25 protein-coding genes and 2 pseudogenes are annotated in these 22,177 nt (G+C 40.6%); 15 read left to right on the top strand and 12 right to left on the bottom strand.

Annotation, left to right across the window (positions count from 1 at the left end; translation table 11 throughout):
• Positions 1 to 458: 458 nt before the first annotated feature.
• Positions 459 to 1,082 (bottom strand): YhcN/YlaJ family sporulation lipoprotein, encoded by a 624-nt coding sequence (locus B6A27_RS00600; protein WP_369824116.1) that lies wholly within the window; start codon positions 1,080 to 1,082, stop codon positions 459 to 461.
• A gap of 167 nt (positions 1,083 to 1,249) precedes the next feature.
• On the opposite strand from B6A27_RS00600, the gene B6A27_RS00595 reads away from it, so the two are divergent.
• Positions 1,250 to 1,525, top strand: coding sequence for a YutD family protein (locus tag B6A27_RS00595; RefSeq protein ID WP_044742343.1), 276 nt, complete (start codon positions 1,250 to 1,252; stop codon positions 1,523 to 1,525).
• 317 nt (positions 1,526 to 1,842) lie between these two features.
• Here B6A27_RS00595 and B6A27_RS00585 read toward each other — a convergent pair whose 3' ends face one another.
• Both B6A27_RS00585 and B6A27_RS00580 read right to left on the bottom strand, forming a co-directional pair.
• Positions 1,843 to 2,118: a cytosolic protein gene (locus B6A27_RS00585; RefSeq protein WP_369815525.1), complete on the bottom strand. Its 276-nt coding sequence runs from the start codon at positions 2,116 to 2,118 to the stop codon at positions 1,843 to 1,845.
• A 128-nt stretch (positions 2,119 to 2,246) separates the two neighbouring features.
• Complete coding sequence (locus tag B6A27_RS00580; RefSeq protein WP_066148842.1) at positions 2,247 to 2,513, bottom strand: DUF3055 domain-containing protein; 267 nt, start codon at positions 2,511 to 2,513, stop codon at positions 2,247 to 2,249.
• Between the two features lie 115 nt (positions 2,514 to 2,628).
• Between B6A27_RS00580 and B6A27_RS00575 the strand changes: the two genes are divergently transcribed.
• The 3 genes from B6A27_RS00575 (at position 2,629) to B6A27_RS00560 (ending at position 4,891) form a co-directional block, all read left to right on the top strand.
• Complete coding sequence (locus tag B6A27_RS00575) at positions 2,629 to 3,066, top strand: DUF86 domain-containing protein (protein ID WP_080859552.1); 438 nt, start codon at positions 2,629 to 2,631, stop codon at positions 3,064 to 3,066.
• Between the two features lie 83 nt (positions 3,067 to 3,149).
• Positions 3,150 to 3,788 (top strand): helix-turn-helix transcriptional regulator, encoded by a 639-nt coding sequence (locus tag B6A27_RS00570; RefSeq protein WP_236631753.1) that lies wholly within the window; start codon positions 3,150 to 3,152, stop codon positions 3,786 to 3,788.
• Between the two features lie 332 nt (positions 3,789 to 4,120).
• Entirely contained in the window at positions 4,121 to 4,891 is a 771-nt protein-coding gene (locus B6A27_RS00560; protein WP_080859609.1) for a TIGR01457 family HAD-type hydrolase, read from the top strand.
• A 252-nt stretch (positions 4,892 to 5,143) separates the two neighbouring features.
• Here the strand turns inward: B6A27_RS00560 and B6A27_RS00555 are convergent, their stop codons facing one another.
• Complete coding sequence (locus B6A27_RS00555; RefSeq protein ID WP_066148845.1) at positions 5,144 to 5,629, bottom strand: phosphatidylglycerophosphatase A family protein; 486 nt, start codon at positions 5,627 to 5,629, stop codon at positions 5,144 to 5,146.
• 438 nt (positions 5,630 to 6,067) lie between these two features.
• On the opposite strand from B6A27_RS00555, the gene yutH reads away from it, so the two are divergent.
• The 5 genes from yutH to thrB all read left to right on the top strand — a co-directional run bounded on the left by yutH (position 6,068) and on the right by thrB (position 11,797).
• Positions 6,068 to 7,072 carry a spore coat putative kinase YutH gene (gene yutH / locus B6A27_RS00550; RefSeq protein WP_080859541.1) on the top strand — a complete coding sequence of 335 codons (1,005 nt, stop codon included), beginning with the start codon at positions 6,068 to 6,070 and terminating at the stop codon, positions 7,070 to 7,072.
• A gap of 267 nt (positions 7,073 to 7,339) precedes the next feature.
• Positions 7,340 to 8,335, top strand: coding sequence for a 2-hydroxyacid dehydrogenase (locus tag B6A27_RS00545; RefSeq protein WP_066148848.1), 996 nt, complete (start codon positions 7,340 to 7,342; stop codon positions 8,333 to 8,335).
• Between the two features lie 176 nt (positions 8,336 to 8,511).
• Positions 8,512 to 9,810: a homoserine dehydrogenase gene (locus B6A27_RS00540; protein ID WP_066148924.1), complete on the top strand. Its 1,299-nt coding sequence runs from the start codon at positions 8,512 to 8,514 to the stop codon at positions 9,808 to 9,810.
• Positions 9,810 to 10,871 carry a threonine synthase gene (gene thrC, locus B6A27_RS00535; RefSeq protein ID WP_066148851.1) on the top strand — a complete coding sequence of 354 codons (1,062 nt, stop codon included), beginning with the start codon at positions 9,810 to 9,812 and terminating at the stop codon, positions 10,869 to 10,871. Before B6A27_RS00540 ends, thrC begins: the two co-directional genes overlap by 1 nt.
• On the top strand, positions 10,868 to 11,797 hold the full coding sequence (gene thrB / locus B6A27_RS00530) for a homoserine kinase (RefSeq protein WP_080859538.1): 930 nt from the start codon (positions 10,868 to 10,870) through the stop codon (positions 11,795 to 11,797). The genes thrC and thrB overlap by 4 nt, the downstream gene beginning before the upstream one ends.
• A gap of 44 nt (positions 11,798 to 11,841) precedes the next feature.
• Here the strand turns inward: thrB and B6A27_RS00525 are convergent.
• A pseudogene (locus B6A27_RS00525) lies at positions 11,842 to 12,143 on the bottom strand (NifU family protein).
• 28 nt (positions 12,144 to 12,171) lie between these two features.
• Here B6A27_RS00525 and B6A27_RS00520 point away from each other — a divergent pair.
• Complete coding sequence (locus B6A27_RS00520; protein ID WP_066148855.1) at positions 12,172 to 12,507, top strand: YuzD family protein; 336 nt, start codon at positions 12,172 to 12,174, stop codon at positions 12,505 to 12,507.
• 167 nt (positions 12,508 to 12,674) lie between these two features.
• On the opposite strand, the gene B6A27_RS00515 is transcribed toward B6A27_RS00520, so the two are convergent.
• On the bottom strand, positions 12,675 to 13,649 hold the full coding sequence (locus B6A27_RS00515) for a DMT family transporter (protein WP_236631751.1): 975 nt from the start codon (positions 13,647 to 13,649) through the stop codon (positions 12,675 to 12,677).
• A 449-nt stretch (positions 13,650 to 14,098) separates the two neighbouring features.
• Between B6A27_RS00515 and B6A27_RS00510 the strand changes: the two are divergent.
• The 3 genes and pseudogenes from B6A27_RS00510 to B6A27_RS00500 all read left to right on the top strand — a co-directional run.
• Positions 14,099 to 14,514 (top strand): annotated as a pseudogene (locus B6A27_RS00510) (tyrosine-type recombinase/integrase); the annotation flags it as partial.
• 245 nt (positions 14,515 to 14,759) lie between these two features.
• Positions 14,760 to 15,152 carry a GntR family transcriptional regulator gene (locus B6A27_RS00505; protein ID WP_080859534.1) on the top strand — a complete coding sequence of 131 codons (393 nt, stop codon included), beginning with the start codon at positions 14,760 to 14,762 and terminating at the stop codon, positions 15,150 to 15,152.
• The gene (locus tag B6A27_RS00500; RefSeq protein ID WP_080859532.1) at positions 15,145 to 16,239 is read left to right on the top strand and encodes a DUF1648 domain-containing protein; all 1,095 of its coding nucleotides are present in this window, start codon (positions 15,145 to 15,147) and stop codon (positions 16,237 to 16,239) included. The genes B6A27_RS00505 and B6A27_RS00500 overlap by 8 nt, the downstream gene beginning before the upstream one ends.
• Before the next feature lie 180 nt (positions 16,240 to 16,419).
• Here the strand turns inward: B6A27_RS00500 and B6A27_RS18370 are convergent, their stop codons facing one another.
• From B6A27_RS18370 to B6A27_RS00475, 6 genes are all read right to left on the bottom strand, one after another.
• Positions 16,420 to 16,668: a transposase gene (locus B6A27_RS18370; protein WP_161491011.1), complete on the bottom strand. Its 249-nt coding sequence runs from the start codon at positions 16,666 to 16,668 to the stop codon at positions 16,420 to 16,422.
• 400 nt (positions 16,669 to 17,068) lie between these two features.
• Positions 17,069 to 17,434: a transposase gene (locus tag B6A27_RS18365; protein ID WP_139788025.1), complete on the bottom strand. Its 366-nt coding sequence runs from the start codon at positions 17,432 to 17,434 to the stop codon at positions 17,069 to 17,071.
• 142 nt (positions 17,435 to 17,576) lie between these two features.
• The gene (locus tag B6A27_RS00490; protein ID WP_236631750.1) at positions 17,577 to 17,921 is read right to left on the bottom strand and encodes a transposase family protein; all 345 of its coding nucleotides are present in this window, start codon (positions 17,919 to 17,921) and stop codon (positions 17,577 to 17,579) included.
• Between the two features lie 223 nt (positions 17,922 to 18,144).
• Complete coding sequence (locus B6A27_RS00485; RefSeq protein WP_080859529.1) at positions 18,145 to 18,774, bottom strand: sporulation delaying protein family toxin; 630 nt, start codon at positions 18,772 to 18,774, stop codon at positions 18,145 to 18,147.
• Positions 18,775 to 18,936: 162 nt separating this feature from the next.
• Entirely contained in the window at positions 18,937 to 19,914 is a 978-nt protein-coding gene (locus B6A27_RS00480) for a sporulation-delaying protein SdpB family protein (protein ID WP_080859527.1), read from the bottom strand.
• Positions 19,899 to 20,453: an SdpA family antimicrobial peptide system protein gene (locus B6A27_RS00475; RefSeq protein WP_236631749.1), complete on the bottom strand. Its 555-nt coding sequence runs from the start codon at positions 20,451 to 20,453 to the stop codon at positions 19,899 to 19,901. Before B6A27_RS00475 ends, B6A27_RS00480 begins: the two co-directional genes overlap by 16 nt.
• Positions 20,454 to 20,910: 457 nt before the next feature.
• Here B6A27_RS00475 and B6A27_RS00470 point away from each other — a divergent pair, with 457 nt between their 5' ends.
• Complete coding sequence (locus B6A27_RS00470) at positions 20,911 to 21,303, top strand: thiol-disulfide oxidoreductase DCC family protein (protein ID WP_161491010.1); 393 nt, start codon at positions 20,911 to 20,913, stop codon at positions 21,301 to 21,303.
• Between the two features lie 220 nt (positions 21,304 to 21,523).
• The gene (locus B6A27_RS19310; RefSeq protein ID WP_080859523.1) at positions 21,524 to 21,850 is read left to right on the top strand and encodes a YolD-like family protein; all 327 of its coding nucleotides are present in this window, start codon (positions 21,524 to 21,526) and stop codon (positions 21,848 to 21,850) included.
• Positions 21,851 to 22,177 lie beyond the last annotated feature (327 nt).

Here is a 22,177-nt window from a genome sequence, read left to right as displayed (position 1 = left end):
CATTTTTTTGTTCAGGGATAAAAATGGAGTATTTTTTTATTTTTGAAAAAAAGAGTAATAAAACATGCAGTAAAGTTTGTTTATCCCATCATGTTTTATCCTTCAATTTTTTCTTGGCCTTTAAAGGAGTGGACGAATTATCCATCCCCCTTGCGTTTTGCGAGGTCATCCATATGAGCGGAGCTTAATTCTGGTCATAGACACAATCGGGTACAGCGTAGGGTGGCCCAATTGTAACTACCCAGCCGTGGGTATGTTTAATGGGGTATAGCCGAACACTGAATTTTCCTAGCTTCGCCGCATTTTTTGCTGCACTTAGAATGACACAAAAAAAACTCCGACCATATATGTTTTTACGCCCATTTTTACGCAATAAAAAATGCCTACCAAAGTAGGCGAAAGCTTGTCGACTTTGTCGAAAAGCTGAGGTCCTGTTTTTTGTAAACAGGACCTTTTCGTTATTTTGCTTTTGTTTCTTTTGGTGTGCCATCGCGAAAATCACGATCGAGACGATCGTTCATTTCATGAATCATTTCGCCATTGGCATTTTCTCCGTCACTCAGCTTCCGACCTTGCGGATATTTAAGCATGTCTTTAATCGTTGTGTCGAGAATTTGGTCAATATTTTGGCTGTTCGAATCTAAACGCCCAAAGCGTTCAATTTCTTTCATCATTCGCGGGTCATCCGCTACATAGACATGATAGTAGCGCGGTACGACAGAAAGGGCGGTTTTTTTCACTTGATCGGCTGTCTCCAATCGGTTTTTTGTATCTGTATCGTAAGCAATGAGCACTTCCTCATCCGTTACCAGCGTCGCCGCATCATTCACATTTGGCAGCTGTACACATAATTTGCTAATTAAATCGGCGACCCGTTCGCGATTTAATGTTGGCAGCGCCCCATAAGATGTTCGATCTCCCATAATTGGGCTTTTTTGATGGCGGACGTAACCGAAGTTATTCAGCCTTGAATCATTGCCGTTTGGAACGCCTTCGACATTATATAAATCATTTCGATCGGTGACATTAATCGTATTTCCATTTCGTCTATATAAATCCCCGTTGTTGTTATCCTCTGCCATTTGCGCACATCCAGTGAGAGACACGACGGCGCCAATGGAAAAAGCAAGGACCGTTTTCTTCACTATAAACACCTCCTCGTTTTCATCATTCCTTTCTATGCAAACTTTCATAACAGTAATTGATTGGGAGTGCTTCATCATTTATGATAAAGGATGAGGTGAAAGAAATGATTTGTATTAACAATACATGCTATGAGTTAGTTGAAAATGTGAAAAACGGGTTCAATGAAGAAGCCTTTCGCACACGCTATGCCGATATTTTGAATAAATACGATTATATTGTTGGAGACTGGGGATATAATCAGCTACGGCTGCGAGGCTTTTTTGACGATCATAATCAAAAAGCGACATATGATACAAAAATTAGCACATTATCCGAATATTTGTATGAATATTGCAATTTCGGCTGTGCTTATTTTGTATTACGAAAAGTTAAAAAATAAGCATGGCTGAGATGGTAGGCAAATACAGTTTACATGATGCCTTCTTTCTAACAGGTGATCATTTAACACCCTCCATGGAGAAGTCTCCCACCTTTACACGAAGGGAAGGTGGGAGGAAGGGGTTCATGTATAGAGTGATGGCGCCTTTTTCTGCTTCAGACGGTCTTAAAGACGCTTGCCAGATAAAGATAACCGAGCAAAGATAAGAATGAAATAAAGAAGTTCATGAGCGGATGGGTGAAAAGAGGGGCTTAGAATGAAGGCGTTCGTCAATAGGATGGCTATCTCAAGAGATATGAGATAGCCATGTTTTTTCGTTAGTCATTAAGCTGATCATACGGAGGCTGTTCATCCCTCGCCGGATCATCATGAGGTGGATGGGCTCCTGGATATTGGCGTGGAATATTTTGATGGAACGCTTTATATTCATAATTAAAGCTGCTGTAATAGCGTTGCCCTTCATGCCAAGGTGTACTTTTATTTTGGACAGGTTCCTCTTTCCTGATGGGAGATCCGTATGGACCATCGGGAAATTCTTCAGATGTAAGAAAGTCTCTCCGTTTTTCGACACTGGAAAAGTCCGTATAAGGCATTTTGTTCATCCTCCTTCATCTAAGGGGATGTTTATAATATGCCCCTAAAATGAACACGATATGAATAACGGGAGCAAAAATGGCTCTCTCCGCTTTGTTACAGGCAGGAGACTTCTCGGTGGATGGTGTTAAATCACCTCAAATAAGAAAGAACGCAAATCGTTGGCATCTTCTTCACTTAATTGGTAAGCATGCTCTAAATAGCCTGGCTCTTCAAGATCATCCTGCCCGATAATGGCAAACCGATTGCCTTGCATATCAAGAACGAGATATTTTCCATAAAAGCGGTCGGTTTGAACGATCGCCAAGTCAAAGCGCTGCCGCTGGCCAAGGAAGCTAACAAATCTTGTCTTGGATTCAACGGCATCATCATATAAAAAAAATCGTTCACTCATGCGTTGCACCTCCAAAAAAGTCGATACATTCATCTTACCAGACGTTTATGCGATCTGTCTCCGTTTGTTATAATACACTATAAAGGGGTTTAATTGAAAAGGGAGGCAGGATGACATGTATTTTGTTGATCGCGCTAAAATTGAAGCAACCTTATGTTATATGGAACGGCTATTAAGGATTTATGAACAACAGGCGGAATGGGAGGAAGAAATTGCCCAGCTCGCATTTGAACGTATTGCCCATCTTTGTATTGATGCCGTGCTTGATGTGGGAAATGCGATGATTGATGGCTTTATTATGCGAGATCCAGGCAGTTATGAGGATATCATTGATATTTTAACAGATGAGAAAGTCATCACAAGCGCTCAAGCTCGAGAGTTAAAAGCCATTATTCAATACCGGAAAATGCTTGTGCAGCAGTATACAGAACAAAATCATTCCGAGCTGCTTGCAATATTCCGGCGGGCGCTGCCAGCTTTGCAGTCGTATCCAGCTTCGATTCGCATATACTTAGAAAATGAACTTGGGCCTGTTTCAGCGTTTCGCAATTGATCATTGATTTTTGAAACTTTTTTGTTTAAAAATTGTGTAAATGTCAGAAATAACGTAAAATGAGGGAGAGGACGGTGAATGAGATGAATAATCAATCCTCTTCCACGAAACAGCAATTGCTGCAGCTGTTGAAAATAGAAAAACGGCTGACCGCGGGTGAACTAGCCAAGCGGCTAGAAGTGAGTGAGATGGCTGTGCGCCGCCACCTTCATACATTGGAGCGCGACGGTCTTGTTCAGGCAACGCTTGTTCGCCAAGCGATGGGAAGACCAACGAATGTATATGAGCTGTCGGAGAAAGGGGAAGAACGTTTTCCGCAGCATTATAAACAGCTCACGATGGACTTGCTCAGGGAGCTGGAGCATGTAGCGGGAGCCGAAATGCTGGAACGGCTTTTTCGAGCGAGGGCCGAACGGCTCAAAGCAACATATGAGCGTGATTTTCAGAAGAAAACATTTGAACAAAAAATGAAGCGGCTCTTAAAGCTGCAAAATGAGCAAGGATATATGGCGAAAGTCAAGAGGGATGAAGACGGAACGTACCATCTCATTGCGTATCATTGTCCTATTTCTGAAGTGGCTAAAGAATATCATTCTGTTTGTTCGTGCGAACAGCAGCTTTTTCGCCAGCTTTTGGACACTTCCGAAGTTGTTTTACGCACTTGTATAACAAAAGGAGACGACAGGTGCCACTATCAAATAAAAGAACAGACAGGTGAATGATAAAAAACAAGAACGCTCTATTTATGCAATAAAGGGCGTTTTTGTTTTTGCGTTCAGGCTCTTGATCGAATGGATGTTAGTATAAGTGCCGCTGTTTCATAAGGAGCATATATTTTGTCATTCCAGCGGGTTTGTTGTTAATATAACCTTGTTTTACGGTTGTAACGTTTCCTGCAACCCAATCCCTATATCAAGGAGTCACAAATGGAGTGCCAACGGTTTTCTCCATGTCCTTATGAACATCATGCAAAAAAGAAAGGAGGAAGGCGCATTCCTCTCCCCCTTACTCCCTTTAGTCGTTGGAGCGGGGGGGCTCCTGCGCCAAAAATATGATGAAGAAATATAAAGGCTATTTAATTGATCTGGACGGAACCATGTACCGTGGAACAGAATGTATTGCAGAAGCAAGAGAATTTGTAAAAGAGCTGCATCGGAGAAATATTCCTTATTTATTTGTTACCAATAATTCCTCACGCACACCCATACAGGTGGCTGAAAAGCTGAAGTCATTTGATATTCCAGCGACTGAACAACAGATTTTCACAACAAGCCAAGCGACAGCGAACTATATTTTTGAACAAAAACCGGACGCTTCGGTCTATGTCGTTGGTGAGGACGGAATTCGTGAAGCCTTAAAAGAGAAAGGATTTACATTTGCAGCAGAGGATGCTGAATTTGTTGTAATGGGCATTGACCGCACGATTACATATGAAAAACTGGCCATCGCTTGTTTGGCTGTGCGCAATGGCGCTACATTTATTTCGACTAACGGTGATATCGCGATTCCTACAGAGCGCGGGCTGTTGCCTGGGAATGGATCATTGACAGCTGTGGTCGCCGTTTCTACGCAAGTGTCCCCTATTTTTATTGGTAAGCCCGAAAAAATCATTATGGAACAGGCATTAAAGGTTCTAGGAGTGCCGAGAGAAGAAACATTAATGATCGGTGACTATTATGATACGGATATTAAGGCAGGAATGAACGCAGGAATCGACACATTGCTTGTACACACTGGCGTTACTACAAAAGAATTGCTAAAGCAATATGATCAGCAACCAACTTACACGGCAGATTCGCTTCAAGAGTGGCTGGAAAGGCTTTGATGTGCCGATGCTCCATTCATAGCTTAACAAGGTTCGAGAGAAGAAGTATACCATGAAAAAGGGTGCCTGCTCATTCAGGCACCCTTTCCGATGAAAGCAGAAATAGGCAATGGATAGCCCATATGAAGGTTCGTCCCCATCACTTTGTTTAGAGGCGGGGGAAAAACATCGTCTACGATGATCACCTAATAATAGGCATTGTCTTTTGTTTTGTATAAACATCAAGAATGGAATGCTCGGCTAACATTCGCTTTATTTTTTTTCATGGGCGGCACGGTGTGCCAAACGGCTTGAAGCTGCTGCTGCGATGGCTCCGACAATGTCATCTAAAAAGGTATGGCATTTTCCTGTTGATTTATCATTCAAATATTGGAGAATTCCCGGTTTTTGTTTATCAATGTAGCCGTAATTGGTGAAGCCAATCGATCCGTATACATTCACAATCGATAAGGCGAGAATTTCATCTACTCCGTATAGCCCTTCATCTCGATGGATGATGGATTGAAGAGGTTCTTCCAGCATCCCTTTTTCCGCTAATACATCCAGCTGTATTCCTGTAAGAATCGCATTTTGAACTTCACGTTTGGAAAGAACACGATTCACATTTTCAATGCATTCTTCCATTTTTAAGTTTGGATGGTATTTGGATTGTAGATAGTATACTAAGTCAGCAATATCTTCGATTTTGACGCCACGTTTTTCTAACCAATTGCGAGCGGTTTGTTCGAGATTTTCCATTGATTTCACCTATTTCTTTTATAAAGTGTTTTGTATTGTATATGTTTGCTGCCGTGTAAACGTGTCTAATTTATGCATGATATCACGGGTGTTGATAGTTAGACCGCTTCATTGCAGCCTGTCTGCCAGCCGGACATCGATGATTAGCTGCCTTTTTGAAAATAAACAGCGATGGCTGTCTGCTTTGCTTGTATTTTGATCAATGAAAGCATCGCTTTGTTTTTTCCTGATCAAGCCTTGTCAATAGCGATCATGCCTATACCATACTGTCGCAATGTTTTAGCAAAACAGAGGAAAATCCATCTCCATTGAATTTGTTAGTATTATACTCAAAAAGCGAAATAGGGCGCAAATATTTTATGTTTATGCTGGCTCGACAGATTATACAAATTTTTCTTATGCTCTCCTCATATACTTTGTTGAAGGAGGATGAGAACTGTGCGTGAGGTCATTAACGATGAATACGGGCTAAGTATAGAGCAGACAGAGAAGATGGGAGAGTATGATACATTTCTATTCAAAAATGAACGATATATGATTGTTCCTGTTGAACAGCGAACGGGTGAGGAAGTTAATGAGTTGTATCAGATGGGAATGTACTTACACGCAAAAGGAGATCTGTCAGTCGCTTCTTTTGTACAGACCAAAACAGGTACGATCATAGCTTATCATCAAGACCGGCCTTTTGTTGTTCTGCGCATTTATCCGCATGTATATACGCGAACGATTCCAATTGGCAAGGAATTAGCAAAGATGCATGAACAGGGGCGGCATTTTCCAGCCTATATTGCCCACTGTAAGCGAATTGGTCGATGGAAGGAGTTGTGGGGGCAAAGGCTTGATCAGATGGAAGATTTTTGGAGGGAAAAAGTAAAGGTGCCACGAGAAACAGAGTTTGAGCAGCTATTTATTGAATCCTTCCCATATTATATGGGACTTACGGAAAATGCTATTCAATACATCACGGATACGGAACTGGATGAACAGCCGTATTTTGTTGATTCGGCTACCATTTGCCATGAACGAATTGCCCACACCCTTTGGGCTGAAGGAAGAGAAGTCAAGCTACCGACAGATTGGGTATATGATCATTGCGCGCGCGATTTGGCAGAATGGGTGCGAGCCTTATATATGAAAGAAGGAAGAAGCGATGATGAGCAAATTCGCCGCTTTTTCCGTGAGTACGAACGTTTGACGCCGTTGTCCGCTTTTGCTTGGCGGCTTATCTATGCCCGTTTAGTATTTCCGCTTCACTATTTTGAATGCATTGAAGGCTATTATTCCGCCAATAAAGAGGAAGAAAGGCATGGACGGGAACAGATGCTTCGCACCATTTTGGCCAATACAAGAAACTATGAGCAGTTTTTAGCCACTTTTTATGACCGGCTTGAGCTTGTTCGCCGCTTCCGGTTGCCAACCATTAAATGGCTATCGCCTGCCTAGCCTTTTATATATGTGAAGAGCATCCTATAGACATGCACGGTCGGCAAGCCAATCGGCTTGCCGACTTCAGCAGAAAAGCGAGAACCCCAGCCCTGTTCATTGATTTGTTTTGAATCATCAATACCTATGCTTTTATAAAAATGTGATGTATTTAATTGGCTTGCTTCTGTGATTGTAAGGCCAATCGATCAAGAGAAATCTTTTTTTTCGTTTTGTTTATGATAAGATGAAAAAGAAAGATGATCGTATAAGGAAGGAGACGGGGCAATAGTGAAGCCGTATGTTTTTATTACGAGAAAATTGCCAGATGAAATCATTGCACCTCTCAAGGAATATGCGGAAGTGACGATGTGGCCTTACGAAGATGTAGCTGTATCAAGAGAAGTTTTGTTGGAGGAAGCGACGAAAGCGGATGCGCTATTAACGATGCTTTCAGAGCAAATCGATAGGGAAATAATGGAAGTTGGGAAATCGTTGAAGGTTGTCGCCAACTTAGCTGTCGGTTTTGATAATATTGATGTCTCACTGGCAACGGAGAAGGGAATCGCCATTTGTAATACACCAGATGTATTAACGGATACAACCGCGGATTTAACCTTTGCGTTATTGTTAGCTGCTGCGCGTCGTATGGTAGAGGCTGCTGAATTTATCAAAAGCGGCGAATGGAAAAGCTGGAGCCCTTTTCTATTGGCGGGAACGGATGTTCATCATAAGACGATTGGAATTGTTGGAATGGGAAAAATCGGCCAAGCGGTGGCCAAACGCGCTGCAGGGTTTGACATGAACATTTTATATCACAACCGGTCGAGAAACGAGCAGGCGGAAGCGCAGCTTGGCGCAGTCTATTGTTCTTTTTCCGAGCTTTTGCAGCAATCTGATTTTATCGTTTGCTTGACTCCTTTAACGAAGGAAACCCGGCACCTCTTTAATCGTTCCGCTTTTCAAATGATGAAGCGTTCCGCGATTTTTATCAATGCGTCAAGAGGGGCGGTTGTCGACGAAGATGCCTTGTACGAGGCGCTTGTTCAACAAGAGATTGCAGGTGCAGGATTGGATGTGTTTACAAAAGAACCGATTGATCCTTCTCATCCGTTGCTTTCCTTAAAAAATGTCGTGGCCTTGCCTCATATTGGCAGTGCAAGCGTTGAAACGCGCTGTAACATGATGGAATTATGCTGCCAAAATATACTGGCTGTCTTAAAGGGCGAGACGCCAAAAACGCTTGTAAACAAAGAATGGTTACTCAACCGCCACAATGCGTAATTCCCCGCATAGCGGGGAATTTTTATGAATAAAAAATTATCTGAATTTACTTGATGTTAAGCGTTTTCAGAATATATGATAATAAAATAATCATTGTAAAAGAAAAGTATATCTTTTATAATGTCTACTATAAAAGAACAAATGTACATATAGGAGAAACAAAAGGGGTGGAAAATGTGGCAAAACCGATTGCAGTAGGCTTATTAGGATTAGGAACAGTGGGGAGCGGTGTAGTTAAAATCATTGAAAACCATCAGGATCAGCTTATCCATCAAGTGGGTTGCCCTGTTGTCGTGAAAAAGATTCTTGTGCGCGATGTATATAAGGAACGTGATGTTCAGGTGAACACTTCATTGCTGACGACCCGTGCTGATGAGGTGATCAACGATCCAGAGATCGATGTGATTATTGAGGTAATGGGCGGAATTGAAGAAACGAGAAGGCATCTTTTGCAAGCATTACAGCAAGGAAAGCACGTGGTAACGGCTAATAAAGATTTAATGGCCTTATATGGTTCGGAATTGCTGGCCACAGCAACAGAAAACGGATGCGATTTATTTTATGAAGCCAGCGTTGCAGGGGGCATTCCCATTTTGCGAAGCCTTGTCGAGGGATTAGCTTCTGACCGCATTACAAAAATGATGGGGATTGTCAACGGAACGACTAATTTTATTTTAACGAAAATGTGCAAATACGGGATGCCTTATGAGCAAGTGCTTGCAGAAGCCCAGGCTCTTGGCTATGCGGAAGCCGATCCGTCCGCGGATGTTGAGGGATTGGATGCAGCCAGAAAAATGGCAATTTTGGCCCGTCTTGGTTTTTCTATGAATATCGATTTAGAAGATGTACAAGTAAAAGGCATTACGGATATTACGGAAGAAGATTTAGATTATAGCAAACGTTTAGGTTATACGATGAAATTAATCGGCATTGCCCATCGTGATGGCGATAAAGCCGAAGTCAGCGTGCAGCCGACGCTGCTTCCTGATTCACACCCGCTTGCTTCTGTGAGCGACGAGTACAACGCTGTATATGTATACGGGGAAGCCGTTGGAGAAACGATGTTTTATGGACCCGGAGCAGGCAGCTTGCCAACCGCGACCGCTGTCGTATCGGATTTGGTGGCGGTGATGAAAAATATGCGGCTTGGCGTCAACGGTAGAAGTGCAGTCGCCCCGCAATACGAGAAGCGTCTAAAATCACGTTCAGAAATCTTTTCTAAATATTTTGTACGCATCCATGTGAAGGATGAGGTGGGGGCATTTGCTAAAATTACCGCAATTTTTGCTGAGCAGGGGGTAAGTTTTGAAAAAATTCTTCAGCTTCCGCTTAAAGAAAAAGGGCTGGCCGAGATTGTCATTGTTACTCACAGGGCCTCACAGCAGGCTTACGAAGACATTTTGCAGCGTTTAAGGGATCTTGAAATTGTTCATCAAGTCAAAAGCTCGTACCGCGTAGAAGGGAATGGAAATTGATGATGTGGAAGGGATTATTGCATGAATATCGTCATTTTTTGCCGATTACAGAAAAAACCCCGCTTCTTTCACTAAATGAAGGAAATACTCCGCTTATTCGTTTGGAGCGTTTATCGAGGTTGCTTGAAATCGATCTTTATGTAAAGGTCGAAGGGGCCAATCCAACGGGTTCATTTAAAGACAGGGGAATGGTTATGGCTGTCGCCAAGGCGAAGGAGGAAGGAAGCCATACGATTATATGCGCTTCGACAGGAAACACCTCTGCGGCAGCGGCTGCGTATGCGGCCAGAGCAGGATTGCGCTGTATTGTTGTGATTCCGCACGGGAAAATTGCAATGGGCAAGCTAGCTCAGGCCTCGATTTATGGAGCAGAAATTTTCGCCATTGAGGGCAATTTTGACGAGGCCTTGAAAATGGTGCGCCGGCTTAGTGAAATGGCGCCAATTACCCTTGTTAACTCGGTCAATCCATATCGAATCGAAGGGCAAAAAACAGCGGCCTTTGAAATTTGCGATCAACTGGGAAAGGCACCGGATGTACTAGCGATTCCTGTTGGTAATGCGGGAAATATCACCGCTTACTGGAAAGGGTTTAAAGAGTATCATGAAGCGAAAGGCACGGGTCTTCCAGAAATGCGCGGGTTTGAAGCAGAGGGTGCGGCAGCGATTGTCCGCAACCAGGTCATTACTCAACCAGAAACGATTGCAACCGCGATTCGCATCGGCAATCCGGCAAGCTGGAATCAAGCGGTGCAGGCCGCTAGCGAATCGAAAGGGAAAATTGATGAAGTATCCGATCAGGAAATGGTGACGGCTTATAAGCTTCTTGCCAGAGAAGAAGGCATTTTTGCCGAGCCAGCTTCATGCGCATCCCTGGCAGGGGTCATCAAGCAGAGAAATAACAAGGAAATCAGCAGCGGAAGCACAGTCGTTGCCGTGCTTACTGGAAATGGATTAAAAGATCCGGCGATTGCCATCGATGTGGCAGAAATCAAGCCGCTTGTTCTCCCGAATGAGGAGCAGGTCGTATTTGAGCATATTCAAGGGGCTGTTCGCCAATGAAAGAAGGAGAGATGCTAAAGATCGTTGTTCCAGCCAGTACGGCTAATCTAGGACCTGGATTTGATTCTCTTGGTCTTGCCGTTTCTCGTTATTTAGAATTGGAAGTGCATAAAGGCGATGAATGGCGCTTTATTCCTCAAACGGCTGAAGTTCAAACGATCCCTCAAGGAACGGAAAATTTGATTTTTCAAGTGGCAGAACGTCTTGCCAGCCAGTATGGGCGTGCTCTGCCGCCTTGCGTTGTCAAGGTATCCAGCGATATTCCATTTACGCGCGGACTGGGGAGCAGCGCTGCCGCTGTTGTCGCTGGAATTGAATTAGCTAATGAGCTTGCGGACTTATCCTTGACAATAGAGGAAAAAATACGGCTGGCTGCTACTTATGAGGGGCACCCTGACAATGTTGGCGCTTCATTATATGGAGGACTGGTCATTGGCAGTTATCGTAATGAGGAAACGACGATTGTCCATCTTTCTGATATTGATCTCGATTTGGTCGCCGTCATTCCCAGCTATGAATTGGAGACAAAAAAAGCACGCAGCGTTCTGCCGCAATCGTTCACTAGGGCAGAAGCAGTAGAGGCAAGCGCTATAAGCAATGTTTTAGTCGCTGCACTGCTCATGAAAAACTGGGAGCTGGCCGGAAAGATGATGGAATGCGATTTATTTCATCAGCCGTATCGTCAAGAGCTGATTCCAGAATTACCGCTTGTCCTGCCGCTTGCGAAGGAATATGGAGCGTTTGGTGTAGCGTTGAGCGGCGCAGGGCCAACAATCCTTTGTTTTGTTGAGCCTGGAAAGGGAGAACATGTAAGAGAACGATTGGCTCCTCATTTTCGGCATTGCCAGGTTGAAACGTTAACCGTCGAGCCAAAAGGAAGTCAAGTGTATAAAACAACCTTAGAAGCACATGAAATGGATAGGTAAAAGAAAAGAAGGGCGTCCCGCTTAGGACACCCTTCTATTTATGTTTAGAATACTTGCTCTACTTCAACGACTCCTGGCACTTCTTCTAAAAGAGCACGTTCAATTCCGGCTTTTAAAGTGATGGTTGAGCTTGGGCAGCTGCCGCAAGCACCAAGCAAGCGCAATTTAACTACGCCGTCCTCAACGTCGACAAGCTCGCAGTCACCGCCATCGCGAAGAAGGAATGGGCGCAACTTATCTAACACTTCTTGTACTTGTTCTTTAATTTCCAAATCGCTCATTCTTATCGACTCCTTTCCTTAACTTTATTATAATCGGTATAAAGAAAAAAATCTAATAACTTTATTTGTCATAGAGAGGAAAGGTGGCCGCCTATGTCGTTGAAGCAAGTGGAAATATGCGTATATGGAGCAGAGGTCATATGTGCTTCGTGTGTTAATTTGCCCTCTTCAAAAGAAACGTATGAGTGGCTTGAAGCCGCCATTAAACGGAAATATCCGGATCAGCCGTTTCTTATCACATATGTCGATATTTTTAATCCGCCGGATGACCAGGTTAAGAAAGCGTTTGCGGAAAAGGTCATTGAAGAGGATTTATTTTACCCGGTTGTGGTTGTGGAAGGGGAAATTGTGGGAGAAGGAAATCCGAAGCTAAGGGACATTTATGAAAAAATGGAGCAATACGGTTATCAAGCAGTTGAGCAACTGTAAAAATAAAACACGGCCGTCAAAAGTTTTTCCTATAAACTTGGCGGCCGTGTTTTACATTTTTACACAAGTGTTGATGAACCATTATTTTACTAAACATATGGAATGATTGGGCTAGAAATCAAGCCAGTCAATGGGTTTTTATTGGAGCATCCACACAGCTGACATTTTTATGCATTCAGGCTTTGCTGACTGGAAGCAGAAGCATGCAGCCTTCGGGAAAAGTAGCTGTGCAAAATCATACCGATGACAATGGCTAGCATGCCGAACCATGAAAGGGCTGAAGGCATGGGAGCCGACAAGAGGAGGATTTCTCCGAACACGGCGAAAAGCACTTCCATTGATTGTGTTGCTTCAACAGCCGCCAGCTTATGCATATCTTTGCGCACCATGTCGGTAGCTTGAAAAAAAAGAATCGTAGCAATAATTCCTGAAAAGATAGCGACGAGCAGTGACTGGATGATTTGTTCCTTGCTTGGTGCGCCTGCTGTCAGCAACCCGTATAGCGATAAGAGCAGCCAAAATGGCAGGCTGGCCAACGTCATTCCAAGCGTTCGCTGATAGCTATCCAAACGGCCGCCGCAAATTTCCATCATTTTACGATTACCAAGCGGATAAGCGAAGGAAGCGACAATGACTGGCGCAACACCGAGCAGAACCGTGCGCCAAGATACATGGTTGGCTTGCTCAAGCTGCATAAGAATAATGCCGAAAAAAATGATCAATGAGATCGCCAGCCCTTTAATAGGAATCTTTCCCCGAACTTTTTTCAATCCTTGTGGCGTTTCGATGGTCTCGAAAAAAAGAGGAGCGAGCAACGACCCGGATATAATCGTAAATTGCCACGTCCCGGCAATCAGCCAGCCTGGAGCATACATGGCAGCAAAGCAAAGCGGGGCGTAAAACAGCCCGAATCCGACCAAGCTCCATACGAACCAAGAGCTAGGCTGCTTTCTCATTTCTTGAAACAAAACCCGCGTGTTTTTTCGTGAAGCGACAATAAGAAAAAGAAACGGTACCATAAAAATAAATCGCAGTGATGCGCTCCACACCCAACTTCCTCCAGATAATTCCATTGATCGATTAAGGATAAAAGTGGAGGCAAAGAAGAAGGCCGCACAAATTCCTAAGAAAATCGGACGCAATGAGCTCACCTCTTACATGTGATTGAATGATCTAAAACATACATGTGGATAAAATAGTTTCCCTCGCTTTCACTATTTGCATCAACTCACTAGATCTGGGCGGGGTATATGACTTATTTTAGCAGAGATGGAGGAGAAGGGGTATCGATAAATACAAGCTTGAAGATGGAAAGCCCTTTCTTTTGACCACCCATATGAGATGGTGTCAGAACCGCGTTAGATGAGGAACATCGTATTTGTAAACCTGTGAACGACTCACCACTTATGAAGTGAGAGACGATTTTCTAAGTCCCTGCCGTTTGGCAGGGATTTTTTGTTTTTATATATGAGGCAGAATAATGCAAACTCAAGGGAGGTTTCTTTGTTTCACAGGATGTTTCATGAATGCATCATAAACATAATAACTAATTATCGGCATTCAATCTATAGGCTAAGCTAAAAACTCCTAGCAAATGTTGAATCCAGCAGAAGGGAAAACGTTGGCCATTTCCACGATCAATCGGCGGTTCCATTCGCTGTGGAGTTTTTGTGCGTGGGCGGTCGAACATCATAAGAGCGAACAGAACCCGATGAAAGACATCGAGGATTTAAAATCGGCTGATGAAGATAACGAAAAAATTATGTGACTGATGGATGAAGAATTTGAGGACTTGTTGCATCGGATGTGTAAAAAACAGATACAAAGTCGGGGGCGATCTCAAGGAGAAATATCGCCACGACCATGCGTTTGTTTATCTGCTTACCTATGCGGGATTGCGTGTGGAAGAACTGTCGAATCTCAAATTAACAGACTTAGATTTGAAGTTAAAACGCATCCGCATCGTGGGAAAGGGCATAAAGGTCCGGACCGTTCCGATCTCATTTACTATGGCCACATTTCTAAAGCTTTCCGTAAAAAAAACGATTGTGCATATCTGTCTCGTACGTAGCGTTTTTTATGAGCATACGAGCGAGAAGGTTTCTTTGATATTTTATCTTCCGAAAACATTCCCTTTGTTTTACATTTCACTAGAACCTCTGTTGATAAAGTGAGAGGGTGCAATAAAAAATATTGTAAATTAATAACAAATGATATATTATATATATAACATTTGTTATTAGGTGGTTATTATGATAATACGAATTGATTTACAATCAGAAACTCCCATTTATCTACAACTAAGTAATCAGATTATTGAAAATATGGCTAATGGTAACTTAAAACCCGGCGAAGAAGTACCATCCATTCGCAGTTTAGCTGCGGATCTTGGTATTAATATACATACTGTGAATAAAGCATATTCATTATTAAAACAAAAAGGACTTCTGACAATGCATAACAGTAGGGGGATTGTTGCAACTAGATCACATACTGAAGAGGATGAAAAAAATATGTCCAGTGTTAAGAAAGCCCTGCGTCCAATTATAGCTGAAAGTATATGTTATGGATTTGCAAATATCCAATTAAAAAAGATTGTAGATGAATTGTACAAAGATATTAAAGGAGGGAAAATAAATGAATAATATACAGTTAATTTTCATCTTTATCCTTTGGATTGTGATTATTTTTATATCAAGTATTAGCCCTGTTTGGTTACGTTCTAGTTACAAATTTGGAGTTCCCCTTTCCGACGATCAATGGAAAAAAATAGAAATATCACAAATCATTAGAAAAAGCATTTTAATGAACATCATTGTAGGAGTGGTTTTAGCACTTTCAACATTTATGATCCAATGGTTCTCTCAATCACATTTTTATTTTAGCGCTATAACAGTGCCCTTATTTATTATAGCCAATATTTTCATACACATAAGAGCGCATGTACGAATAAAACGTCAAATCAATAGCAATATGGCTAACCAACCTGCAACACAAATGGTTGCTATTGATACTAAATTCAGAAGAGAATTATCTTTATTGCGAATGTGGTATCCTATACCATTTATCATGATTTTTCTAAATGTTTTTTTTATTGTTTGGTATTATAATGACATTCCAAATATATTACCTATTCACCATGATGCTTCAGGTAAAGTCGATCGTTATGGTGAAAAGAGTGTAGGAATGGTATTTGTTTTTAATCTCTCTCAATTGTTTGTAACAATCATTTTTATCATGGTTCAAGAAGCAATTATTCGTAGTAAACAAAATTTGAATATTAAATCCCCAAAAATTTCTAGTGAACAAAATAAAGTAATTAGATATAAGCAAGGCATTTTTGTCAATATCATTTCCATATTATTAGTTATATCTATATCTTTCATACAGCTTTCATTTATCCAAGTGATTGATTCAATGATATCGGAGATGGTTTTCTTTGGGGCAGTATTAATTGCTATATTAGGTGCGATTATGTTTTCTGTAAAGAAACAGTCCATTGAACGCGAAATTGAATCAAATATTGGTAAGAGCAAAATAGTAAACAGTGTCAATGATGAATATTGGAAAGGCGGGATATTTTATGTTAATAAGGAAGATCCGGCAATATTTGTGGAGCAGAGGTCAGGAAACGGTTTTACAATTAACTTAGGAAGCCCAACAGGCTGGTTCCTTTTACTTCTTCCTTTCATTTTTGGTTTCATGCTTTTCCTTTTTGCTCGGTTCGTGTAGGGATAAGGAGCCATTGTAGCCAATATTCAAAAAAAGACTACAGAAATTCATTCATAAAGGGCTTCGTTTTTCCAAATTGAACAATGTGTCAAGACCGATTATTTTTGGTTCTTACGTTCTTTTGGTGAATGATTACCTATCATCCTGTTGGAAATTTTTATTGTTTTATTAAAATAATGATTACAACCTATAGAGAACACGTTTTTCTAACAGAGCGAATCCAGCTCGGCCATCCATCCTTCGTTTAATCGTTTTCAATCGGTTGATTGGCCCTTCTAGTATTCCATTGCTGTATGGGAGAAGAAAAGCGTGTTTTACGGCCTGCCAATTGCTGCGCAAACGCCGAGCATATGGATAAAACGGCTGTTTTGAATCCAAAAGCTGATGACGCAGCCAAACAAGAAAACAGTCATAATCTCTTTGATCCACGACCTCCCGATATTCTTGCACCCCTTCCTAGACAGGGCGGACAGCTGGATCCTTTTTAGGCATTGTTCCAGATTCATTTTCTCTTTTTCTGAAAGTCGATGATACGGCGACCATATCCAATAGGACAACGGTTTTCTTGTGATACGATGTTCCAACATCGATGGATCCTTCCGCTTTCGATTCCGTCGAATCGTTTCTACCGTGGTTCGTACCGCCGAAAACGTGCCGGAATATCCTTCTTTGCGAAGAAAGGAGTCGATAGATGGAATGGTTTGACTTTGCGCTTCTAACTCGATGACACGGTTCAAAAAAGGGGAATCGGTGTTTTTCTTCTTCGTCGATGAATGAGTGGCGGAGTGGTCATCTGGAGGTGTTTTTTCACCGTTTTCCGATCCAGCTCCTATTCCTTCGCAAGCCTAGAAATGTTCTTCCTTGATGGATGAGCCGTTTGGATTTCTTGAATGAGTGCCCATTTTTGTTCCTGGCGCTCCTTTTTCCTCTTTTCTGCCTTTGTCCTTTCGATTTCACGAACAGATGGGTGAGGTTTACTCCATGTCATGACAGAGGGAACGAGGGATAAAAGAAGGAAATCCAGTCTCTTCTTCGCCTTCCCGATCAAATGCCATCGATCATACACATGAAGGATGGAAGGATTGGCATTGGCCATCCCTTGACGGAATGCTGTCAATCCATCCCTGCTCATCCCTTGTACATGGGAATCGGTTTTCAGCCATTCGGTAAGTGTTTGCGGGAGCCGATTTGGCAAGAGAGCAAAGGATGATGACGGCGGAGATCACAAATGATCGCTCCATACGTATGGCCTTTTCGAAAAGCAAAATCATCGACTCCGAGGAAAGGGAGACACCTCTACAGGAATAGGAGTTTTATGAATCATCGTTAACAATGAATCATGGGGGCAGATGAATCGCCTGTGCCATCTTTTCTGCAGCTAAACAACTCGTGGAAAAGGCCATTTGTCGCAAAGGGTGTTCTGCCCGAAGAGTACGGCGGCCATGCGGCGCCAGCCAGTCAAAACGCTCTGTAAACACTTGAACGGAACAGGAAGAATCATCACAAAACCATTTTCGAGAAATAAGCAGAAGAGAAACAGGCTGATCGGCGATAGGAAGATCTTGAATCACACGTGTATACCGACGATGCGGGCAGGAGGAAACATGATGACAGGCAGGACAGGGAGAAGACTCTCGGATGCTTTTTACCGTTAAACGTAAATGATCACCGGCATCAGACACATCTAGTCACTCGATAGTGGAATCAAGAGGAGACCAAGAAAGGTAAATCATCGTTATGAACCCCTTTATTTTTATTATACCCATGTAGTTAATAGAAAGTCATCTCCCCAAATTAGCGTATGAACCATTTTATCATCGACTTTAACACAATGATGTAAAGTGTATAAAGAAAGGGGTCAAATCGCCCCCTTTTGTTAGCTTAACCTAAATATTTGAAAACACTTTAATTAGCAAATCTCGTAGCAACTAGATTCACTAATTTTTCTTGTTGTAAGATGGCATCCTCTTTAGAAGTAGAAGATGTCCAAAAACTTTTCTGAGTTACAACATATAAATATGCTACTGCTCCTCCAGCAGCTGTTATAACTACTGCATGAGAGTAAGCTGCAACAAGACTAACAGCAGCAGCACCATAAGCTACGTAAAGTGCACAAGTAGCAGTTCCTACTTGTGATTTATCAACATTTTTAACGTTTTTGTTTTCTAATTGCTTACTTAACAGTTCTCCACCTTTATTTAAAGATGCTTGGATTTTAAGGTGTTCTCCACTATATACAGCTTCTTTTAGTTCATTAAAATAATTGGGATCAGATTTTTTAATCCCAGAAATTAAGATATTTGCTATTTGCTTAACTTCTTTTTTGTTTGCTTCTTTTAGCAAATCATTAGACCAAATTTCAGGAAAATACTTTGCCACTTCCCCTTGACCAAAAACTAGACCACGAAAAATTGTCTCACCGTCATACTGCTTTTGTAGTTTATTTTGTAGTTTAGTTTCTGAAGCAAAAGTTGAAGTTGTTGTGAAGATAATTGTTAAAACCATAAAAATTGATAATAATTTTTTTAGATTCATAACAATTTCCTCCCCTTTTCTTGATCTTTTATACAATTTAAATCAGTTTGTACTATGAAGCTATTGAACATAGACCACCTCCTTATAAAGCTTATTTATATATTCAAATTCATGGGGGAATATATTAACATATCTGTTGCTATAACATCATGAATTTTAGTATCAACGCTTAAGTATCATAGAAACAGATCCTTTTAATTGAGTTATATTGGATTTTTCATTATTTCTAAACAACATCGCCCACTTTTTAATGAAAGAAAATTCTTTTTCTACGGGTCTTAAATATAAAATGAGAGATGCAAACATCATCATTGAAAAGCTGATTAATCCTAAGAATAATGCAATCGTCTCATGAAATGTTATAGCCATAAATAGAAAATATTTCCAATAATTCTTCGGAGCAAATAAAGCTCCAAATAAACATAATTGTAATAAAATAGTTCCCCAAGTAGGAATGACAACTAAATTTGTAGTAAGTATGGGCTTGAATAGATTTAATAAGAAAGGAGGTAATCCAAGCATCGGATCATTTAAATAATAATAAACAGCTGTACCATTAATCCATTCAGTGTTGTAGAGTTTTGCGATAGTTGAATGCAAATATAAAATTGCTATTTGAAATCGAATGAAATATATTGATATTTTTGCTATAATTCGCCTAATTATTTCTCGTTCTGAATCTGGATCACTACAACGATAAGTTTCCCAATGCCACTTTCGGTTATCAGTTAATGTTACGGGTAGGAGTAAAAATGTAATTACTGCGTTAACTTGTTCTCCACCATCCAAAGTAATAGCAGAAACGTTTAAACTATATGCTAAATACCAATGAATAAATCCAGTAATTCTTGGTCTCCATCCAGAAGCAATAATTAATAATAAAATTACTGAAATCCATCTTAATAGATTTAAGTATATGTAATCATTTGGAACCATGCAGAAAAGACTAATAGAAGATTTTCCACAGTTAGGATAATCCATAGACATTGAGGAAGGACGAAGAAGAATTTCCGCTGGATTTATGGCTAAAGTTAATCCCATACTTAATGCCATTAGAGTCCTAGCAATTCCATATACGTTAGTCCATGGATTACTGTGAATTGCTATATTATAAGCATATGATCCTATTTTTTTGAACATTTTACATTCACCCTAGCTACTTTTGATGGCATTTCTATCTTTTCACTACTATTGCTCCATGCCCAAGGAACCGGTTCTTGAGATAAAAATCCAATATCGCCGCATAAGGTGGGAGTTGGTGATTTATTTTCCATTTCAATCGGTTTATTGTACCTATCTAAGCAATCGTATGGATTCTTACTACATTTTTTCCAATAATGTTCTGGGATTTGCGAATGTAATAATCCTGCTTCAATTCCTTGGCTTCTTCCTAGTCGTTTTAATCCAAAGATATTCTTAGGAATATTATTGGGCCAATTGGAGGCTAACTGTTTACTCTTTATATCAACTACCATAAAATATGGGTCTCTTGGATTTTTACTATAGAATCCCCATCCTTGAGGAAACCAAGTTGAAATTTGTAAGATCCTTTCAAATGGTAGACTGTCAATCGGATTATTAGGTAGTACAGCGTGAATAGAAATAATAAATATATACAACCAAAACATTGATATTAAAAGAAATGTAATACCAAATTTTGAAAGTCTATCAATATTCACATATAATCCCCCCTAAATTATCTATTTAAAAATTACAACGAATGTTTATGATCCATTTTTTACTGTTATAAAGTCGTAATAGCAGAGCAATATGCCTATATATCCAGTTAAAATGGGAAGGTAATCAAATTTTTCTGCTTTGTCTCCGAAACGCAATCGTTTATGGTTTGGGAGGGCATAGCATGTGAATGCCCAGTCGGAAACGGTAGATTGCCAACTTCAACAGAAAAAACATGAGTAGAGCAATGTTCAACTGGCTTTCATTTGATAACCTCTTTAGAAAATTACAAATTTTATAATTATATGATTGTTATTTATTAAAATTTTGTATATCATTAAATTTGTAAATTTATACAATTTTAACTATTATCAATCAATATTTTACATTTATTTAAATGAAATGCAAGTGTTTTTGTGAAAATTTAAAAAATATTAAAGTCGTTTGAGGTGTTGCTCTGTGAAAAAGCATGGCTCTAAAATTATAGTCTTTTACGATGGTTGGTGTCCTCTATGCATTAAGGTGAAGAATAACATTAAAAAAATTGATTTTTTCAATAACATTGAAATGGTAAATATAAGGGAACCTGGTATCGAGAGGTATGGCATTCCATTGTCATCATTAGAAAAACATATGCATGCAAAAATTATCCGTAATAATAAGATTGTTTTAGGAATTTTTGCTTTTATGGCTATAGCATCAAATGTTCCTTTACTAATGCCGTTATGGCCATTATTAAAATTGTCACAAATGATAGGTTTGGGACAAAGAGTATATGACTTCATTGCTAAAAATCGAATTATTATCCCAGTAGGAAATTGTGAGAGAAATTCATGTAATATTAATGAGTAGTATCCTAGAAAATCTAATGAACGAGGAAAATTTGCGGCTGTATTTTGTTGGAAACAAAACAAAAGAGAGAACCATTGCCAAAGCAATTAGACATGAGCTGGGACAAAAAAATCGGTTCGAATGACCTTTTGCGCTTTGTCAGCTACCCGCTTGGAAGTGTCGTCTTCCTACGTAATGGTTATATAGGAGGGCATCAAGCCTGAGTTACCGTGACTAGGGAATGATCAAATTCTCTCGGTTTTTAATGCCGGAACACCGCAAAATGCTAAAGGAGCTTCGTGAAAAAGAAAAGCGACTCCATCCTTCCTATCATGACGAGCAACAATATGAAGAATGGAATTGGATCATTTTCAAGGAGATGGAGTTTGCTTCTTATCTCTCGATCAAATACATATATAATTATCGTTTATGTTGCGTCATCGGTCGTGTCCATTACTACGATCAACCGAACCAAACATTGCGATTCAAGGAAAAGGACAGTGGGAAAATCCATTATATCCAAGTTTCATCTATTAAAGAAATAAAAATAGCCCCTTTCTCACTTTGAAAGGGGCTTGCCTACTCGCTTTGAGTAGGCTCTTTTTTTATCCATATCTCGTATTGATGCGGAATGACATTTATATCTTTTATCATTACCAAAAAACTTGGAAAAGAATATAGATTGATCGCCGACGCTTTTTTTCACGTATCATGAGCAGAAATATTTTTGGAAGTGGATATACAACAAAAAATGGTCGAGAACAAACGCAAGATCGAAAAGTTTCAAACGTGAAAAAGCTGCAGCTGGAGAAGTGGTGCAAGGAACACGGAGTGCAATGCGAAGTGATTCAGAAGGTGTGAGGGGAGGCGGGGTTTCTTACCCGCCCAAAACCCG

The organism is Anoxybacillus sp. UARK-01, from assembly GCF_002075365.1.
GTDB lineage: Bacteria > Bacillota > Bacilli > Bacillales > Anoxybacillaceae > Anoxybacteroides > Anoxybacteroides rupiense.
The sequence above is the reverse complement of the archived record's forward strand: the minus strand, read 5'-3'. Positions and strand labels throughout refer to the sequence as shown.

Bases quoted from the DNA above. Each gene is read 5' to 3' on its own strand.
- B6A27_RS00600 (WP_369824116.1), bottom strand. From the start codon at position 1,082: ATGGCAGAGGATAACAACAACGGGGATTTATATAGACGAAATGGAAAT.
- B6A27_RS00595 (WP_044742343.1), top strand. From the start codon at position 1,250: ATGATTTGTATTAACAATACATGCTATGAGTTAGTTGAAAATGTGAAA.
- B6A27_RS00585 (WP_369815525.1), bottom strand. From the start codon at position 2,118: ATGCCTTATACGGACTTTTCCAGTGTCGAAAAACGGAGAGACTTTCTT.
- B6A27_RS00580 (WP_066148842.1), bottom strand. From the start codon at position 2,513: ATGAGTGAACGATTTTTTTTATATGATGATGCCGTTGAATCCAAGACA.
- B6A27_RS00575 (WP_080859552.1), top strand. From the start codon at position 2,629: ATGTATTTTGTTGATCGCGCTAAAATTGAAGCAACCTTATGTTATATG.
- B6A27_RS00570 (WP_236631753.1), top strand. From the start codon at position 3,150: ATGAATAATCAATCCTCTTCCACGAAACAGCAATTGCTGCAGCTGTTG.
- B6A27_RS00560 (WP_080859609.1), top strand. From the start codon at position 4,121: ATGAAGAAATATAAAGGCTATTTAATTGATCTGGACGGAACCATGTAC.
- B6A27_RS00555 (WP_066148845.1), bottom strand. From the start codon at position 5,629: ATGGAAAATCTCGAACAAACCGCTCGCAATTGGTTAGAAAAACGTGGC.
- thrC (WP_066148851.1), top strand. From the start codon at position 9,810: ATGATGTGGAAGGGATTATTGCATGAATATCGTCATTTTTTGCCGATT.
- thrB (WP_080859538.1), top strand. From the start codon at position 10,868: ATGAAAGAAGGAGAGATGCTAAAGATCGTTGTTCCAGCCAGTACGGCT.
- B6A27_RS00520 (WP_066148855.1), top strand. From the start codon at position 12,172: ATGTCGTTGAAGCAAGTGGAAATATGCGTATATGGAGCAGAGGTCATA.
- B6A27_RS00505 (WP_080859534.1), top strand. From the start codon at position 14,760: ATGATAATACGAATTGATTTACAATCAGAAACTCCCATTTATCTACAA.
- B6A27_RS00500 (WP_080859532.1), top strand. From the start codon at position 15,145: ATGAATAATATACAGTTAATTTTCATCTTTATCCTTTGGATTGTGATT.
- B6A27_RS00485 (WP_080859529.1), bottom strand. From the start codon at position 18,774: ATGAATCTAAAAAAATTATTATCAATTTTTATGGTTTTAACAATTATC.
- B6A27_RS00480 (WP_080859527.1), bottom strand. From the start codon at position 19,914: ATGTTCAAAAAAATAGGATCATATGCTTATAATATAGCAATTCACAGT.
- B6A27_RS19310 (WP_080859523.1), top strand. From the start codon at position 21,524: ATGATCAAATTCTCTCGGTTTTTAATGCCGGAACACCGCAAAATGCTA.